This is a genomic window from Kitasatospora sp. NPDC004614, assembly GCF_042873675.1.
Taxonomy (GTDB): domain Bacteria; phylum Actinomycetota; class Actinomycetes; order Streptomycetales; family Streptomycetaceae; genus Kitasatospora.
Genome location: NZ_JBIALR010000001.1, coordinates 41,026 through 56,882, shown reverse-complemented (window position 1 = coordinate 56,882; position 15,857 = coordinate 41,026). Strand labels below are relative to the sequence as shown.

Genomic DNA, 15,857 nt, shown 5'->3' with positions numbered 1-15,857 from the left:
GAACACCCAGCCCAACCAGCCCTGGCCCCCGCAGAGTCTGGTGGACCTCGCGCTCTCCAAGCGCGCGCCCGTCTCCGCGCCGGGCCGGCAGTGGAGCTACGCCAACACCAACTACGTCCTGGCCGGCATGATGGTCAAGGCCGTCACCGGCGACGAAGCAGCCACCGAAATCCAGCGGCGCATCATCGAACCGCTCGGGCTGCACGACACCAGCTTCCCCACCGTCGATCCCGCGCTGTACGGCAACTACCTCCACGGCTACCTGCACCCGGTGATCTTCTACACCCAGGACGTCACGGTCTCCAACACGTGCAGATCTACGGGAGCGCCGGCGCCATGGTGTCGACCCTGGACGACCTGGCCGCGTTCTCCCGCGCCCTGCTGACCGGACAGCTCCTGGCGGCCCGCGCAGATGGCCGAACTCAAGAACACCGTACCGATGGACAGTTCAGGCACCTCCGCGTACGGGCTGGGCGTCGAACACCTGCAACTGCCCTGCGGACAGTGGGCCTGGGGACACAACGGCGCTGTACTCGGCTGCCTCAGCAACTGGCTGAGCAGCGAGGACGGCACCAAGCAGGTGCTGTACGTGAACAACGAATTCCACCTGACGGGCGGAACCCAGGGCCAGCGCGACACCGTCAACGCCGCGTTCGACGCCTTCTGCGCGCTGTAACCCCGAACTCGAACCGCAGTTCCGGGCCGATACGGCCCATGCCTGGCGAGCCGAGCCCTCGACCCCGGAGGGCTCGGCTCGTCAGATCCTGCAACCACACGACCGATCAGGCTGCGGCCCGACGGTCGAACCCCGCCCAACGGCCCCACCGGACTCGCCCTGGGTTCCGGCAACTTGTTCCAGAAGGTCGGAGGCCGAACGCTCCTCCTCTGCGAACGGGGTACTGCGGGCTGAGCCAGTGCGGGTGGTGCGCGCGTGGGACAGCGGCGCCGCAGAGCACGGCGAATGGCGCCGCAGAGCACGGCGAATGCCACCTCGGAATGCAGGCGATCGGGCTTTTACTCAACGGGAGCCCCACCCCTGGAAGCCGCCCGATCGGGGGCGGGGCTCCGCACACGCACGGTTCGCGGGTCAGCCGAGGCCGCGGGTGTCCTGCTTCAGCGCGGTGTCCACGGTGAGCGCGGTCGCCACGACGAGGCTGATCAGCGGGTCGGGGAGCGGGCGGTGGATCTGGAGCACGTAGTTGTCGGCCGTGGTGAACATCGTCTTCGCCAGGCCTTCCCAGGTCTTGGTGATCCGGGCGACCTCTGTGTCCGTCTCGTCGACGATGGAGAAGTTCCAGGCCCGCCAGTTCTCCGCCTTGATGGCGCCGACCCTCCGGCCGCCGACCTCCATCGCGAAGTTGATCTTCCCGAAGACGTTCTGCTGGATGATCTGGCCGACCTCCTGGCCGTCCGGCCGCTGCACGATCACCCGCGACTTGATGATCTTCGCCGGGCGGGTCAGCAGCAGCACCGGGGTGCCGTGCGCGTCACGGATCTCCAGCTTGTGGGTCAGGCACTGGTCAACGGAGGAGAGCAGCCGGAGCGCCTTGCGCAGGCCGCTCTGGCCGACCTGAACCACCGAGCCCAGCGTGGCGCCCCGCTGGTCGAAGACCGCGTACTCGTTGGTCAGCTCGATCAGCTTGACCTTCTGGTTCACCACCAGAACGGGCTCGGAGAAGAGAGTGCCGCCGCCACCGTGGACCGGCCCGACGCCCGCCTGCTGCTGCACCTGGCGCTGCACCTTGGCGGAGTCGCCGACCGGAGCGGCCGGCTGCCCGGGGAAGCCCGGGGTGTTCGTATTCTGGGACATGGCGGGCAGGCTAGGGCCAATCCCCGGTGGGTAGCTAGATCATTTCGGACGGCCGCCGGACCCGTCCGGGGCATCGAGTGGTGAATTCGACCTGCGGGTTTGGGCGTTGTGAACGCCGGCCGACACTCGACACGGCGGGCGTGTCCGACATCACATCCACTGATCGCGCGCGGACGATGGCCTGCCTCGCCGGCCCGGCTGTCGAGCCCCTGCTCGGCGACGGTCCGCCGCGGGCAGCCGGCCACCTGTCGCACCACCCCGCTGTCCCGCCGGGTGAAAGTCACCGGGTTCGCCCGCGGGCGACCATCGCGATCGGCCGCGAGCCGCCGAGCCCGGAGACAGGCGCAAGCCATCGGATCAGGCCATGGCCGCCGCGGCGAACAGCCGCCGGCGCCTGTCCCTCGCCGGTGCCGGCGTGGCCACCACGCAGGCCCCGGTCACCCCCGGCCGGCGCCTCGCCGTTCGCTCAGGCGCCCCGACCTGCCGACCGGCGGCCGATTTGTCGAGCAAGAAGCAGGCGGCGAGGCCCGTCGCCCGGCAGTCGCCAGGCTCGGCCACGACGTCGAGCATGCCGCAGGCGACCAGCGACATTCCGGGGGTACAGGCCCCCAGCGCGGCTGCGGGAACGCCGGGCAGTCAGCTCCCGCCGGATCAACCGCAGTGTCTCCGCGAAGACTGGGGCATTCATTGCCACACTCTCTCCGCCGTCGACAACAACCAACTCCTCCTCACAGCCCCGAAGACCCCGCACAGCAAGACCTGGGTCGCCCTCTCCCAACGCGCCGGTACCGCGCTCGACGACCGCACCGACACCAGCGCCTTCGGCAACGTCGCCGACAACCGCGACTACGTCTTCCACCGCCACGGCCGACCCCTGCACCCCAAGACCGTCCTCGACCGGTTCCACCTGCTCTGCGACAAAGCCGGCGTCCCCCGAATCGCCCTGCACGACCTGCGCCACCTCGCCGCCAGCTTCGCCCTCGCCGCCAACACTCCCCCGCCGGCCATTTCCAAGACCTTGCGCCACCGAACCCTGTCGACCAGCGCCTACATCTACGCCGAAAGTGGTCCCAAGGATTCGTCGCGGGCGATCCGCAGCTACCTGCGGCGGCGCGGGATCCGGGCGGTGATCCCGCAGCCCGCCCACCAGGCCGCCAACCGCAAACGGAGCGGCAGCCGCGGAGGCCGGCACCGGCCTCCGACCATGACGCCTACAGGCAGCGCAACACGGTCGAACGCTGCATCAAGCTCAATCAGTGGCGCGGTCTCGCCACCCGCTACGACAAGACCGCCACCAGCCACCTCGCCGCACTCCACCTCGCCGCCATCTTCATCTGGTCAGCGAGATGATCCGAAAGAAACGGCATAGACCGAGTGACCCGCCGCTTCGTGGGGGCGCATCAGGGATCCGTCGGGGGCGGCCGCGACCTGAGGTGGAGTTCTGCGGGCGGGAAGATGGGACTCTGGGCGGAGCTGCTCCGGCTCCGAGGAGGACGTCTCCTCTCGCACCGGCCTGACACTCTCTCAATTGCCTTTGTGGTCAATGGTGTTGGTTTCATCGGCCGGTTTCCTGGAGGGTGCATGGTGGACGGGGCAGCGGGTCCGAGGCTTGGGAAGATCGGGGCGGAGAGTCGGCGGTGGCGTTCGGCGGTCGTGGTGCTCGCCTGCGCGGGCCTGCTGGCGGCCTTCGCGCCGGCCGCCGGTGCGACGGGCACCTCGGCGGCGCCCGACCTGGTGGCGGTGAGCGGGGCGCGGGCCGGGGACGGGGCGGGCATGGACGCGGTGGTCCGGGCCATGGTGCGGGAGGGCGGCGCCTCGGCGACGCTGGCCCGAGTCCGGGAGAACGGCTCCACGGTGTGGAAGGGTGCGGCCGGCGTGGCGGACATGGCCACCGGCGCGCCCGCCGATCCGGACGGTCGTTTCCGGATCGGCAGCGTCACCAAGACCTTCGTCGCGACGGTGGTCCTCCAGCTGGTCGCGGAACACCGACTCGGCCTCGACGACTCCGTGGAGAGCCACCTGCCGGGCGCGGTGCCGAACGGCGCCGGCATCACGGTGCGCCAACTGCTCAACCACACCAGCGGCATCCACGACTACACCGACGACCCGGCGTTCGACATCACCAACCCGGAGACGCTGCGGCAGTGGCTGACGGGCGGACGCTGGACGTCCTACCGTCCGCAGCAGCTCGTGGACATCGCCAACAAGTACCCGCCGTACTTCGCCCCCGGGCAGGGCTGGCACTACTCCAACACCGACTACATCCTCATCGGCATTCTCATCGAGCGCCTCACCGGCCGCAGTTGGGCGCAGGAGGTGACCAGCCGCATCATCCGGCCGCTGGGTCTGACGGACACCTCGATGCCCATCGACTCGCCCTTCGTACCCGGCCCGCACGCGCACGGCTACCTCAAGCTCCCCACCGGCCCGGCCGACGTGACGCTACTCAACCCGTCGGTGGCGGGCGCCGCTGGGGCGGGCATCTCCACCACCGCGGATCTCACCCGCTTCATCGCCGCCCTGCTCGGGGGACGACTGCTCGGCCCGGCCGAACTCGCCGAGATGAAGCGCACCGACGGCGCGAGTGCGGCCGTCGGCTACGGCCTCGGGCTCCAGCGGATGACCATGCCCTGCGGCGAGTTCTGGGGACACGACGGCGGCATCCCCGGCTACAACACCCTGCTGGTCGGCGAGGCCAACGGCCAGCGGCAGTTCGCCACCTCGATCAACCGGTACGACATGTCCGACCACGCCGCGATGATCCGAACCTCCAACGCCCTGTACTCCACGGGCATCTGCGGCAACCGCCCTTCGACCTCCTCGCCGTCCACCACAATGCTGCGGCCCGCCGGACCGCTCACCTGACCCCGGAACCCCCGCCAGGGCCTGCCTCCTTGAAAAACCGGCTCGTGTTTGACACCGGTGCGCTCACCGGCCGTACGGCTCGACTCGGAGGCCGCGCCTTCGTCCACGGCGGTCGGCTGCACCGGGGCGGTGTGCTCGTCGTCGTGCACCCGCGTGAGCACGTTCGGGTGTATGCCGACGCGCGGACATTGCGGTCGGCCGCAGGGTGCGGATGATTGACCAGGTGGCGGTTCAGGTCGACTTCGAGCGTGGCTACGCCACCGGCGCGGCCGAGTTGCCGACCCGGCCTGTCACCGTCACCGAGTGCCCCGACGGACCCGGGGTGGGCAGGAGGAGCTTGACATGCCCGTAGCCAACGCCGGGGCGGACGTATTGATCGTCGGTGGTGGGCCGGTCGGGCTCACCGCTCGGGCGCTTCTGGAGCGCTGGGGTGTGCGGGCACTGCTGGTCGAGAAGCACCGCAAGCTGTCACCATTTCCCCGGTCCCGGCTGGTCAACGTGCGCTCGATGGAGATCTTTCGCCAGCTCGGGCTTGCCGACAAGATCACGGCCAACGCATTCGCACCGGAATACGGCCGCGTCCGCTTCCGCGACACCCTGCGCGACCGCGACTTCGCCACTGCGGCGATGGTCGGGGTCAACGCGCCGGTTCCGGAGAGCCCCGCAATCGGCGTGGTCACCTCGCAGGATCGGTTGGAACCCACGCTTCTCGCCGCCGCGGACGCGCACATGCGGTTCGGGGTCGAGCTCGTCGACCTGGTCGAGGAAGCCGAGAGCGTCGTGGCCTTGCTCGTCGACCACCAGCGCGGTGAGAAGGTTCGCGTCCGTGCCCGCTATGTCATCGCCGCTGACGGCGCGAGCTCCACGGTCCGGCAACGGCTGGGAATCGACACCACCGGCCCCGGAGCGATCGGGGACTTCACCACCGTCGTGTTCGACGCCGACCTCAGCCGCTGGTGCGCCCGCCAGCCCGCCGGGGTCTACTTCACCGCGCACGGAACGTTCCTCCCGCTCTACCCCGAGGGAGGCTGGGCCTGGTTCGTTCCCACGCCCGAAGACCCTGCTCGGGCCGACTGGGCCGGCCTTGTCTCGCGCGCCCTCGGCGCCGACTCCGACGTACAAGCCGACGTGTTGCGGGTTCAGCACTGGGTGATGAACGGGTTCGTCGCCGAACGCTTCCGTCACGGCCGGATCCTGCTGGCCGGCGATGCCGCGCATGCGGTGCCCATCATCGGCGGTCTGGGCATGAACGCCGGCGTCGCCGATGTGCACAACCTGTGCTGGAAACTGGCGGGCGTTCTCCAAGGGTGGGCCGAACCAAGCCTGCTGGAAACCTACGAGACGGAGCGACAGCCCGTCGCCCAGCAGACTCTCCACCAAGCCGTGGCCAACACCCAACTGCTGCTCCAAGTAGTGAACCGGCGCCGCGAGCAGCTGCGGACCGGCAAAGCGGCACCGGCACAGGTCGAACTTCCGTGGTCGGAGCAGTACTTCGCCCAGCTCGGTCTCGTGCTCGGCGTCACCTACCACTCTGCCGCCGTCCTCACCGACGGCAGCACCCCGCCCGAGCCGTCCGACCAGGGCACGGACTACGTCCCCACCGCAGAGCCGGGCCATCGCATGCCGCACCTCTGGCTCACCCGCGACCGCTCCACCCTCGACACCCTCGGCGAGTGGTTCACCTTGCTCACCCCGGACCCCACTCACTGGGAGCAACAGACCGCCGCGCCATGGCCGCTGCACATCGAGGCCCTTCCCATTGAGCACGCCGCTCTCTGCAACCTCCGGCCGCACGGAGCCCTACTCGTCCGCCCCGACGGCCACATCGGCGCCCGCTGGCGGGACCGCCCACCGAGCGACACCACCCTCCACCACGCCCTCACCGCAATCACCCGCTCGACAGCCCCCTGGCAGCCCGGCGCCCGATGACGCGGACCGGCGGTGCGGCTGCTCGGACGGCAACGGCAGTCAACTGGGCCCGTGGCGCCCACAGTTGGCCGCGAACGTAAAGCACGGGAAGTGAACCTACTGCGTCGACCTCGCCCCCGACGAGGGACGGCGCCGCACCCGCCGACGGGGCGGGTTCGCCACCAAGGCCGAAGCCGGACGGGAGATGGCCGCGGTCCTCGACGGGGAACTGCGCGGGGTCTACGAGAACCGCCGCACCACGGTCGCCAGCTTCCTGCGGGAGTGGCTGACTCTGCAAAAGGCGCGGTTGGCACCGAAGACGTACGCGGGCTACGCGGCGTGCGTGGAGCGCGGCCTGATCCCGGCCTTCGGCCGCCACCGGCTCCTCGACCTGCGGCCCCAGCACATCGACGACTGGATCACCGCCCAACTCAACGCGGGGCGGGGCAAAGTCACGGTCTACCGGGCCGCCTCCGCCCTGCGCAACGCGCTGAACACCGCCGTACGCTGCTGGCGCCTGCGCTACAACCCCGCCAAGCACTCCGTCCCGCCCGAGCCCCGCGATGCCGAACGCACCTGGTGGACCCCGGACGAGACCGCGGCGTTCCTGCGACATGGTTCGGAGCAGGGTGTCCCGCCAGTGGTCACGGCAAGACTGGCTGCAAGCCGGACTCCGGCCCGTCCGACCAGGAACAGCGCGATGTCGGTGAGCATCACGCCCAGGTCATGCCCACCACCCGCTCCTGGTCGGCACAGACCCCTCAAACAAGCGATCACCATCACACTCGATCCAGCCTCTCCGCGATCTCCAAACGGCAAGGTCGGACGCCCAGTTGGTGTTCTCACCGCCCGCACCACGGCACTGGGGACTACCCGACGGATCATCTCGGGCGGGTGCGGGCTCCCCCGGTACGGCTGGCGTCGTGGGCGGGTGCTTCCCGTCCGGGACGGCCGCCGGGCGCCGCGGTGTCAGGGTGCGAGCGGCTCGCGCGCGATACGTCCGTGCAGGCGGGGCGGGAGCGCGTCCTCGATGAGGGTGCCCAGCTCCACGTCCTCGGGCTCGTAGAGCCAGGCGATGAGCCCTCCGAGCGCGAGCGCGAGGAGCCACTGTGCCGCTGCGCACACCTCGTCCCGCGCTGCCGGTCCAACCGCTGCAAGGTCGCGCTCGATGCTGGAGAGGCTGTACTCGAGTCGTCCGGCCATCAGAGCGTGCGCGGGATGGGAGGGCGTGGTGGCCTCGCACATGAGCACGATCTCCGCGGCGGCCTGCCAGCGGGGGCGGGCCAGGAGCGCCGCGAGTCGGCTTCCGGGGTCGGCTTCGTCCGGTGCGGGGGTCGTGAGCTCGGCGACGACCAGGTCGAGGAGGGCGCGCTTGGTCGGGGCGATGTGCACCAGCGCGGCCTTGGTCAGACCGGCCCCGTCGGCCACGGCCTGCATCGAGGTGCCGTAGTAGCCATGGGCCGCGTAGAGGCGGGCCGCGCTCTCGAAGGCCCTGACACGCGGCGCCGGTGCCGGCCGCGTGGCCGCCTCCTCGGTCGGCGGGGCGTCGGGCGGACGCACCGTAGCCGGGGGAGCCGCGGGGATCCCGTGCCTCGCCAAGTCGTCCTGGTAGGCGCCGAGCAGGCCGGGGATGTCGATCCGGCCGGGGAAGTACAAGGAGAGGATCTGCAGGCCGTCCCACGCTGCACCCAGTCGCTGGGCGGCGAGCTTCACCGATCGCTCGTCGCCGCCGAGGCCGCCGAGCAGCCGGACCCCGAGCCGCTTGCTGATCCGGCGGCGGGTCCGCATGAGCTCGTGGCCCGGGTGCTCGGGGCTGGTCGCCTCGCCGATCAGGGCGGTGAAGAGCGGGATCCACCCGGCCTCGGCCTCGTTGCGCCGGGCCACCTCTGCCACGGAGAGAGGCCATCCCGCGCCGCTCGCGCCGTCCGCGAGCCAGGTCCCGTGCTTGCGGTCGAGCCGGTCGACGAGCGCGGTGAGGATCTCCTGCTTGGAGCCGAAGTGACGCAGCAGTGCCGGGTGGGAGATTCCCGAGGCGGCGGCGATGTCGCGCAGCGAGGTGGCCCGGTAGCCCGCTTGGACGAACAGCTCGTGGGAGGCGTCCAGGATGCGTTCGACGCGCTCGCGCCCGGTCCGGTAGCTGCCCCGCTTCATCGCCATCGCTCCAGTATCGCGCCTGTGTCGCCTCTCCAATTAATACCGCCAGCGTGGTAACTTTTCGAGCCGAGGGCGGACCTGTGACCGAAGGAGACCGGTATGACCGGCTTGCGCGAGGATTTCCTCTGGGGAGCTTCCACCTCGCCGCACCAGATCGAGGGCAACAACGTAAACGCGGACTGGTGGGCGACGGAGAACGCCCCCACCTCCCCGTTCCCCGACCGCAGCGGCGACGCGGTCGACAGCTACCACCGTTACGCCGAGGACATGAGGCTGCTGGCGGACGCCGGGCTGAACGCCTACCGCTTCGGCTTCGAGTGGGCACGGATCGAACCGGCGGACGGGCACTTCTCGCGGGCCGAGCGGGACCACTACCGCCGCATGGTCGACACCGCCCACGAGCTGGGCCTGGCACCGGTCGTCACGCTCCAGCACTTCACCCTGCCCCGGTGGTTCGCCGAGTCCGGCGGCTGGCGGCGCCCCGATGCGGCCGACCGGTTCGCCCGCTACATCGAGTTCGTCTCCACCGCGCTGCGGGACGTGGACTGGGTCTGCACGATCAACGAGCCCAACATGCTCGCCGTGTTCGCAAGCGTCCAGGATGCCTATCTGAACGCCATGATGGGCCAGCAGGCCAGCAAGGCCGACACCGGCCAGGCCGGCGGGCAGGCGGCCACCGAACTGGCGACGGCGCTGGCCGCGGTCCGCCCCGACCGGGTGCTCGGCGACACCCTCGCCAAGGTGCACCGCCGCGCCGTCGAGGTGGTGCGCGCGACGACGAACGCGAAGGCCGGCTGGACGGTCGCGCAGCAGTCATTCACCCCCACCCCGGGCAACGAGGGGGTCTTCGAGCGCATCCACCACGGCTGGGAGGGCTTCTACCTCGACGTCGCCCGCGAGGACGACTTCGTCGGCGTGCAGGCCTACACCAGCCAGCCGGTCGACGCCGACGGCCCGGTCCCGCACCCGGCCCACCCCGACAACACCCTGACCGGCTGGGCGTACCGCCCGGACGCCCTCGGCACCTCGCTGCGCCGCGCCTGGGACGAAGCCGGCGGCATCCCGCTGCTGGTCACCGAAAACGGCATCGCCACCAACGACGACACCCGGCGGATCGCCTACACCGGCGAGGCGCTCGGCCACCTGGAGGCCGCCGTCGCGGACGGCGTCGACGTCCGCGGCTATCTGCACTGGTCAGCGCTCGACAACTACGAATGGGGCCGCTACGCGCCCACTTTCGGCCTGATCGCCGTGGACCGGGAGACCTTCGTCCGCACCCCCAAACCGAGCCTCGCCTGGCTCGGCGCCCGCGCCCGCGCCCACCGCAACGGCCCGCAGTGACTCGGCCGGAGAATCGGAGACCAGCATGTCCGTGCACGCCGCCCCCGGCCCCGCGTACGACCCCCCGCCGGTCACCGGCCCCGCACCCGTAGACGGCCCCCCGCCGGCGGACGACCGGGCGGCGGAACCGAAGGGCCCGGTACCCCCGGAGCTGCGGCGGCTGTTCCGGACCGCCCCGTTCGTCGCCGCCACCGCCCCGGTCGCCTACGCCGTCTCGACGTACTACGCCGCCATCCAGGTCGAGCACCTGGCCCCGGACGCGAAGGCCTCGAACCTCGCGGTGATCAATGCCCTCGGCGCCGTGGCCGCGATGCTCGCCCAGCCGATCGCCGGCGTGCTGTCCGACCGGACCCGCACTCGGTACGGCGCGCGAAGACCGTGGATGCTCGGCGGCGCCCTCATCGGCTCCGTCGCCCTGCTGACCGCCGGGCTCGCGCCGAGCGTGGCCGCGCTGACCGTGTGCGTCATGCTGGTGCAGTTCGGCTTCAACGCCTCCCAGGGACCGTTCTCCGCGGTGCTGCCCGACCGGGTTCCGGAGAAGCTGCGCGGTCGGTACTCGACCGGCGTGGGCCTGGGCGTGCTCCTCGGCTCCGTCGCCGGCCCGGCCGTCGGCTCGGTGTTCGCCGACGACCTCCCGCTCGGGTACGCGCTCATGGCCGGCGTCGTCCTGCTCGGCATCGTGCTGTTCGTCGTGCTCGTGCCCGACCGGGACAACCGCGGTGAGTCACGCCGGCCGTTCTCGCTGCGGGCCTTCCTCGCCGCCTTCTGGGTCAACCCGGTCCGCCACCCCGACTTCTTCTGGGGCTTCGCCGGACGCCTGCTGCTGTTCGGCGGGTACGCGATGCTGAACACCTACCAGCTCTACCTGGCGCAGGACTACCTCGGCCTGACCCTGGAGGAGGCGACGCGGACCGTGCCACTGCTCGGGCTCGCCGCACTGCCCGGCGTCATCGTCGCCACGGCGGTCGCCGGCCCCCTCTCCGACCGCATCGGCCGGCGCAAGCCCGTGGTCCTCCTCGGGGGACTGCTCATCACGTCCGGCACCGTGATCCCGCTCCTGCTGCCGTCGGTGCCCGGACTCGCGCTGTCCGCTCTCGTGGTCGCCTCCGGCTTCGGGGCGTTCATCGCGGTCGACCAGGCGCTGATGAGCAGCGTGCTGCCGAACCCGGACGACTTCGGCAAGGACCTCGGCGTGCTCAACCTCGCCGCCACCCTGCCCAACACCGTCGCACCGGTCGTGGCCGCGGGCGTCGTCCACGTCTTCGGCAGCTACGGCGCGCTCTACCCGGTGGTCGGAGTGATCGCGCTGCTGGGCGCGCTCTCCGTCCTCCCGATCCGCAGCGTCCGCTGACCGGATCGCACCCACTGCACCACCGAACCAACCCCTGTTGTGAAAGGACGCGGCGATGTTCACCACCCCGCCCATCACTGCGCTGGTCGAGCGCCTCACCCTGGAGCAGAAGGTCCGCCTGCTGACCGGCGCCTCCATGTGGTCGCTGCACGACGAACCCGCCGTCGGCCTGCGCCCCATCGTCGTCTCCGACGGTCCCACCGGCGTGCGCGGCACCGCGATGGACGACCGCGACCCCTCGGCCAGCCTGCCCTCGGCGAGCTGCGTCTCCGCCACCTGGGACCTGGAGCAGGTCCGCCGGCTCGGCGCCCTGATCGCCGCCGAGGCCCGGTCCAAGAACGTCGACGTCGTGCTCGGCCCGACGGTCAACCTGCACCGCTCGCCGCGCGGCGGCCGCCACTTCGAGGCGTTCAGCGAGGACCCCTACCTCTCCGGCGAGTTCGGCGCCGCCTACGTCGCCTCCGTCCAGGCGCACGGCGTCGCCACCACCGCGAAGCACTACGTCGCCAACGACTCCGAGACCGACCGCTTCACCGTCGACGTCCACGCCGACGAGCGGACGCTGCGCGAGGTCTACCTGGCACCCTTCGAGCGGATGGTCGACGAGGGGGCCTGGCTGGTGATGTCCGCCTACAACACCGTCAACGGCGTGACGATGTCCGCCAACCCGCTGCTGCGCGACCCGCTGAAGGACGAGTGGGGCTTCGACGGCGTCGTCGTCTCCGACTGGGCGGCGGTGCGCGACACCGAGCCGTCGGCCGCCTCCGGCCAGGACCTCGTCATGCCCGGCCCGGAGGGGCCCTGGGGCGAGGCACTCGTCGAGGCCGTGACGGCCGGACGGGTCCCGCAGAGCGCGATCGACGAGAAGGTCGCCCGGCTGCTGCTGCTCGCCTCACGCGTCGGCGCCCTGGAGAGCGGCCCCGCGGCCACCCCGGTCGAGCCCTGGGACCGCACCGCCATTGCCGACCTGCTGCGCGAGGCCGCCGCCGACGGCATGGTGCTGGCCCGCAACGACGGCACCCTGCCGGTCGAGCCCCGGGACGGACTGACGGTCGGCGTGATCGGGCAGCACGCCCTGCGCGCCCGGGCCCAGGGCGGCGGCTCGGCGACCGTGTTCCCCTACCACGTCGTCACGCCGCTCGAGGGCCTGCGGACCGCCTACGGGAAGCACGCCGTCACCTTCGCGCCCGGCCTGCCGCCGGCCGACGAGCTGCACGCCTTCACCCGGGGCACGGTCACCGACCCGGTCTCGGGCGCCGACGGGGTCCGCGTCCGGTATCTCGACCATGACAGCACCGCGTTCGCCGAGGAGATCATTCCCTCCGGCCGCCTCGCCTGGCTCGGCGACCCGCGCCTGGCCATGGCCGACCGCATCGAGCTGACCACCCGCCTCACCCCCGACCGCGACGGCCGGCACGACCTCGGCTTCGCCGGAGTCGGCGGCTTCACCTTCGAGATCGACGGCGAGACCGTCAGCACCGACTCGCTCGCCGCCCCCGGCGGCGACCCCGTCACCGCGATCCTCAACCCCCCGAACCGGGTGGTCTCCCGCGACCTGAACCACGGCCAGGCCGTCGAGCTGCGCCTGACCTACCGCCCGGAGCTCCCGGGCGGCTTCCCCGTCGCGATGGTCCAGCTCGGCTACAAGGACCTCTTCGGCGACCCGGCCGAGGAGCTCCGCCGGGCGGTCGAGGTGGCCGCCGCCAGCGACATCGCCGTCGTGGTCGTCGGCACCACCGAAGCCCTGGAGTCGGAGGGCTTCGACCGGTCGGGCCTCGGCCTGCCCGAGGGCCAGGACGAGCTGGTGCGCCGCGTCGCCGCGGCCAACCCCCGCACGGTCGTGGTCGTCAACTCCGGTGCCCCGGTGCTGATGTCCTGGCTCGACGAAGTGGCCGCCGTCGTCCTGTCCTGGTTCCCCGGCCAGGAGTTCGGCGCCGCGCTCGCCGACGTCCTCACCGGCGCCCGCGAGCCCGGCGGGCGGCTGCCCACCACCTGGCCCGCCCACGAGGAGGACGTCCCGGTGTGGACCGTCGAGCCCCGCGAGGGCCGGCTCGCCTACACCGAGGGCCTCCACCTCGGCTACCGAGCCTGGCTCAAGCACGAGCAGGCCGGTGGCCGCGGACCGGCGCTGCCGTTCGGCTCCGGCCTCGGCTACACCACCTGGCGGATCGACCAGCCCACCGTCAGCACTGCCGGGGACCGCGTCGTCGTGCTGGCGGACGTCACCAACACCGGCGCCCGGCCTGGCAAGCAGGTCCTCCAGGCCTACCTGTCCCGCCCGGAGTCGACCGTCGAGCGGCCGATCGCCTGGCTCGCCGGCTTCACCGCCGTCCGCGCCCAGGCCGGCGAGCGCGTGCTCGCCCGCATCGAGATCGCCCCGCGGGCCTTCCAACACTGGGACACCGACGCCCACGCCTGGACCACCGAACCCGGCACCTTCACCCTGCGCCTGGCCACCTCCGCCACCGACCCCGGCCACACCGTGACGGTCACCCCCGCGACCGGCGAGTAGCAGGGCGACACAGACCCCCCTTCCCGCGCTCGCGCCTGGGCCCGGGAAGGGGGTGCCCGCCGTGGAACCGGACCTGACGCCCGGTCCCACGGCGGGCACCCGCTGCGGGACCGGCCCCTGACACCCGGTCCCGCAGCACCCGTTCTTCCTCACCGCGCCCGAAGCGGCGGCCCGCCACCGACGCGACCATAAAAAGTGATCGGCATGACGGCCCTCGACGGCCTCCGCCTCTGCGGCGCGATGATCTGAATCAAGGACCTCAGCAGGACCACCTCTTGATCGCGTCCTGCTGGGTATTCCGGACTCCCAGCAGAACTGCAACAGCGAGACATCACGGATGTGCCTTCGGGGCGGACAGGTGATCCTGTCCGCCCCGAAGTTCGTCGAGATCTACAGCCGCTCGGGTGTTCCGACGCCGAGGAGGTCCATGCCCTGGCGGAGGGTCTGGCCGGTGAGCCGGCAGAGCAGCAGCCGCGTGACCTCGCGGCTGGGGGCCTTGAGGACGGGGCAGTGCTCGCTGGCCCGTTACCGCTCCTACGTCGAGAACGACCTCGTCCCCGCCCTCGGCGCCATTCCCCCCTGGACGACCTCGACCGCCAGCACCTACGCGCCTACGCCACCACCCAACTCCGTTGCGGGCGCGGCAGAGTGACCGTCTACCGGATCATGGCGACCCTATCCAGCGCGTTGACGAGCGCCGTCAACGACGAGCCTGTCCCGCAACGTCGCCAAACCCCCGCTGCTGCCCCGGCCCGCCTCCACACCCGGCGCCTGTGGACCGAGGCCCAGACCTCACGCTTCCTGCGCTTCACCCGGGCCATCGACCCCTTCTACGCCGACCTCGCCGAACTCGTGATCGACACCGGCCTGCGCAAGGGCGAAGCACTCGCCCTCCACTGGCGCGACGCACCGGGCCGAGAACGTCCTGTTCGTCCGACCCTCTCCGTCGTCGACAACAACCAGCTCACCCTCACCACCCCGAAGACCCCGCACAGCAAGACCTGGGTCGTCCTCTCCCCCGCGCGGCCACCGCCCTCGGCGACACCGGCCCCTTCGGCACCACCGACCCCACCGGCTACGTCTTCCACCGCCACGGCCGCCCCCTGCACCCCAAGGCCGTCCTCGACCACTTCCACCTGCTCTGCGACAAAGCCGGCGTCCCCCGCATCGCCCTCCACGACCTGCGCCACCTCGCGATGAGCTTCGGCCTCGCCGCAGGCGTCCCCCTGCCGAACATGTCCAAGGCCCTCCGTCACCGAGTCCTGTCCACCAGCGCCGACATCTACGCCGAACTCACCCCCCGCGCCGCCCGCGCAGGCGTCAACGGCATCGCCTGGATCCTCGACAACGCCGACCGCGAAGAACTCGGCACCCCCGTCTGCCGCGCCCGCCGTCCCACACACCAGCACCCGCCACGCCCCGCCAACCGCACCCCGCGCAGACCGAGGCCAGCCGCGCCTGGATCAGCCACCCCCCCCCAGAATCACCGCCGCCCTCCACCGCCAGGCCGCCCTCCAGATGAACGCCCACCCCCAAGGCCGGCTCGAAGGACTCGTTTTCCCGGAACCGGACGGCACTCGCCTACGACCCCAACGGGCCCTCGACCAACTCCGCAAGCGCACGACCGAAGCCGGCCTGCCCGTCATTGGCCTGCCCGACCTGCGCCGCACCGCCGCCAGCATCGTGATCGCCGAAGGCATCCCCCTCGCCATCGACTCCAAGACACTGCGCCACCCCACCGAGCGCGTCGCCGCCGCACACCACCATGGGCCCGCCGGACTGCGACGGCGCGCCGGAGGGGGTGCGGGGACCGGACAGCGGGACGGGGCGGTCGCGGTCCGTGGCACCGGGTGGGGTGCTCACCCGTGCGGTCTCCTCACTCGGCCGCCCCAGCCCTTCCTCGTTCCGATGGGCAG

At 71.6% G+C, this 15,857-nt stretch carries 13 protein-coding genes and 2 pseudogenes; 11 read left to right on the top strand and 4 right to left on the bottom strand.

Annotated features, from left to right (window positions below):
* The first annotated feature begins 40 nt into the window (after window positions 1–40).
* Both ACFYST_RS00280 and ACFYST_RS00275 read left to right on the top strand, forming a co-directional pair.
* Window positions 41–385, top strand: coding sequence for a serine hydrolase (locus tag ACFYST_RS00280; RefSeq protein ID WP_387858779.1), 345 nt, complete (start codon window positions 41–43; stop codon window positions 383–385).
* A gap of 27 nt (window positions 386–412) precedes the next feature.
* Complete coding sequence (locus ACFYST_RS00275; protein WP_387858778.1) at window positions 413–676, top strand: hypothetical protein; 264 nt, start codon at window positions 413–415, stop codon at window positions 674–676.
* Window positions 677–1,087: 411 nt separating this feature from the next.
* On the opposite strand, the gene ACFYST_RS00270 is transcribed toward ACFYST_RS00275, so the two are convergent.
* On the bottom strand, window positions 1,088–1,810 hold the full coding sequence (locus ACFYST_RS00270) for an LURP-one-related/scramblase family protein (protein ID WP_387858777.1): 723 nt from the start codon (window positions 1,808–1,810) through the stop codon (window positions 1,088–1,090).
* 364 nt (window positions 1,811–2,174) lie between these two features.
* Here ACFYST_RS00270 and ACFYST_RS00265 point away from each other — a divergent pair.
* The 5 genes and pseudogenes from ACFYST_RS00265 to xerC all read left to right on the top strand — a co-directional run.
* Window positions 2,175–2,864, top strand: a pseudogene (locus tag ACFYST_RS00265) (tyrosine-type recombinase/integrase); the annotation flags it as partial.
* A gap of 24 nt (window positions 2,865–2,888) precedes the next feature.
* Window positions 2,889–3,160, top strand: a pseudogene (locus ACFYST_RS00260) (transposase); the annotation flags it as partial.
* A 231-nt stretch (window positions 3,161–3,391) separates the two neighbouring features.
* Window positions 3,392–4,675, top strand: coding sequence for a serine hydrolase domain-containing protein (locus ACFYST_RS00255; RefSeq protein WP_387858775.1), 1,284 nt, complete (start codon window positions 3,392–3,394; stop codon window positions 4,673–4,675).
* Between the two features lie 303 nt (window positions 4,676–4,978).
* On the top strand, window positions 4,979–6,604 hold the full coding sequence (locus ACFYST_RS00250) for an FAD-dependent monooxygenase (RefSeq protein ID WP_387858773.1): 1,626 nt from the start codon (window positions 4,979–4,981) through the stop codon (window positions 6,602–6,604).
* A gap of 184 nt (window positions 6,605–6,788) precedes the next feature.
* The gene (xerC, locus tag ACFYST_RS00245; RefSeq protein ID WP_387636528.1) at window positions 6,789–7,649 is read left to right on the top strand and encodes a tyrosine recombinase XerC; all 861 of its coding nucleotides are present in this window, start codon (window positions 6,789–6,791) and stop codon (window positions 7,647–7,649) included.
* On the opposite strand, the gene ACFYST_RS00240 is transcribed toward xerC, so the two are convergent.
* Entirely contained in the window at window positions 7,553–8,740 is a 1,188-nt protein-coding gene (locus ACFYST_RS00240) for a TetR/AcrR family transcriptional regulator (RefSeq protein WP_387858772.1), read from the bottom strand. The genes xerC and ACFYST_RS00240 overlap by 97 nt on opposite strands.
* Window positions 8,741–8,836: 96 nt before the next feature.
* Here ACFYST_RS00240 and ACFYST_RS00235 point away from each other — a divergent pair, with 96 nt between their 5' ends.
* Genes ACFYST_RS00235 through ACFYST_RS00225 form a run of 3 tightly spaced genes read left to right on the top strand, consistent with a single transcriptional unit; the run spans window position 8,837 to window position 13,941 of the window.
* Window positions 8,837–10,078, top strand: coding sequence for a glycoside hydrolase family 1 protein (locus ACFYST_RS00235; protein ID WP_387858771.1), 1,242 nt, complete (start codon window positions 8,837–8,839; stop codon window positions 10,076–10,078).
* A 25-nt stretch (window positions 10,079–10,103) separates the two neighbouring features.
* Window positions 10,104–11,429, top strand: coding sequence for an MFS transporter (locus ACFYST_RS00230; protein WP_387858769.1), 1,326 nt, complete (start codon window positions 10,104–10,106; stop codon window positions 11,427–11,429).
* Window positions 11,430–11,484: 55 nt separating this feature from the next.
* A complete protein-coding gene (locus ACFYST_RS00225) occupies window positions 11,485–13,941 on the top strand; it encodes a beta-glucosidase (RefSeq protein WP_387858768.1) in 2,457 nt (818 codons plus the stop codon).
* A gap of 390 nt (window positions 13,942–14,331) precedes the next feature.
* Here ACFYST_RS00225 and ACFYST_RS00220 read toward each other — a convergent pair whose 3' ends face one another.
* Complete coding sequence (locus ACFYST_RS00220) at window positions 14,332–14,409, bottom strand: DALR anticodon-binding domain-containing protein (protein WP_387860036.1); 78 nt, start codon at window positions 14,407–14,409, stop codon at window positions 14,332–14,334.
* Window positions 14,410–14,589: 180 nt separating this feature from the next.
* Here ACFYST_RS00220 and ACFYST_RS00215 point away from each other — a divergent pair, with 180 nt between their 5' ends.
* Window positions 14,590–15,141, top strand: a complete 552-nt coding sequence (locus ACFYST_RS00215; protein WP_387858767.1) for a hypothetical protein — start codon at window positions 14,590–14,592, stop codon at window positions 15,139–15,141.
* A 381-nt stretch (window positions 15,142–15,522) separates the two neighbouring features.
* On the opposite strand, the gene ACFYST_RS00210 is transcribed toward ACFYST_RS00215, so the two are convergent.
* Entirely contained in the window at window positions 15,523–15,804 is a 282-nt protein-coding gene (locus ACFYST_RS00210; protein ID WP_387858765.1) for a hypothetical protein, read from the bottom strand.
* Window positions 15,805–15,857: the final 53 nt, after the last annotated feature.

Bases quoted from the DNA above. Each gene is read 5' to 3' on its own strand.
- ACFYST_RS00225 (WP_387858768.1), top strand. From the start codon at position 11,485: ATGTTCACCACCCCGCCCATCACTGCGCTGGTCGAGCGCCTCACCCTG.
- ACFYST_RS00275 (WP_387858778.1), top strand. From the start codon at position 413: ATGGCCGAACTCAAGAACACCGTACCGATGGACAGTTCAGGCACCTCC.
- ACFYST_RS00255 (WP_387858775.1), top strand. From the start codon at position 3,392: ATGGTGGACGGGGCAGCGGGTCCGAGGCTTGGGAAGATCGGGGCGGAG.
- ACFYST_RS00270 (WP_387858777.1), bottom strand. From the start codon at position 1,810: ATGTCCCAGAATACGAACACCCCGGGCTTCCCCGGGCAGCCGGCCGCT.
- ACFYST_RS00240 (WP_387858772.1), bottom strand. From the start codon at position 8,740: ATGGCGATGAAGCGGGGCAGCTACCGGACCGGGCGCGAGCGCGTCGAA.
- xerC (WP_387636528.1), top strand. From the start codon at position 6,789: ATGGCCGCGGTCCTCGACGGGGAACTGCGCGGGGTCTACGAGAACCGC.
- ACFYST_RS00235 (WP_387858771.1), top strand. From the start codon at position 8,837: ATGACCGGCTTGCGCGAGGATTTCCTCTGGGGAGCTTCCACCTCGCCG.
- ACFYST_RS00230 (WP_387858769.1), top strand. From the start codon at position 10,104: ATGTCCGTGCACGCCGCCCCCGGCCCCGCGTACGACCCCCCGCCGGTC.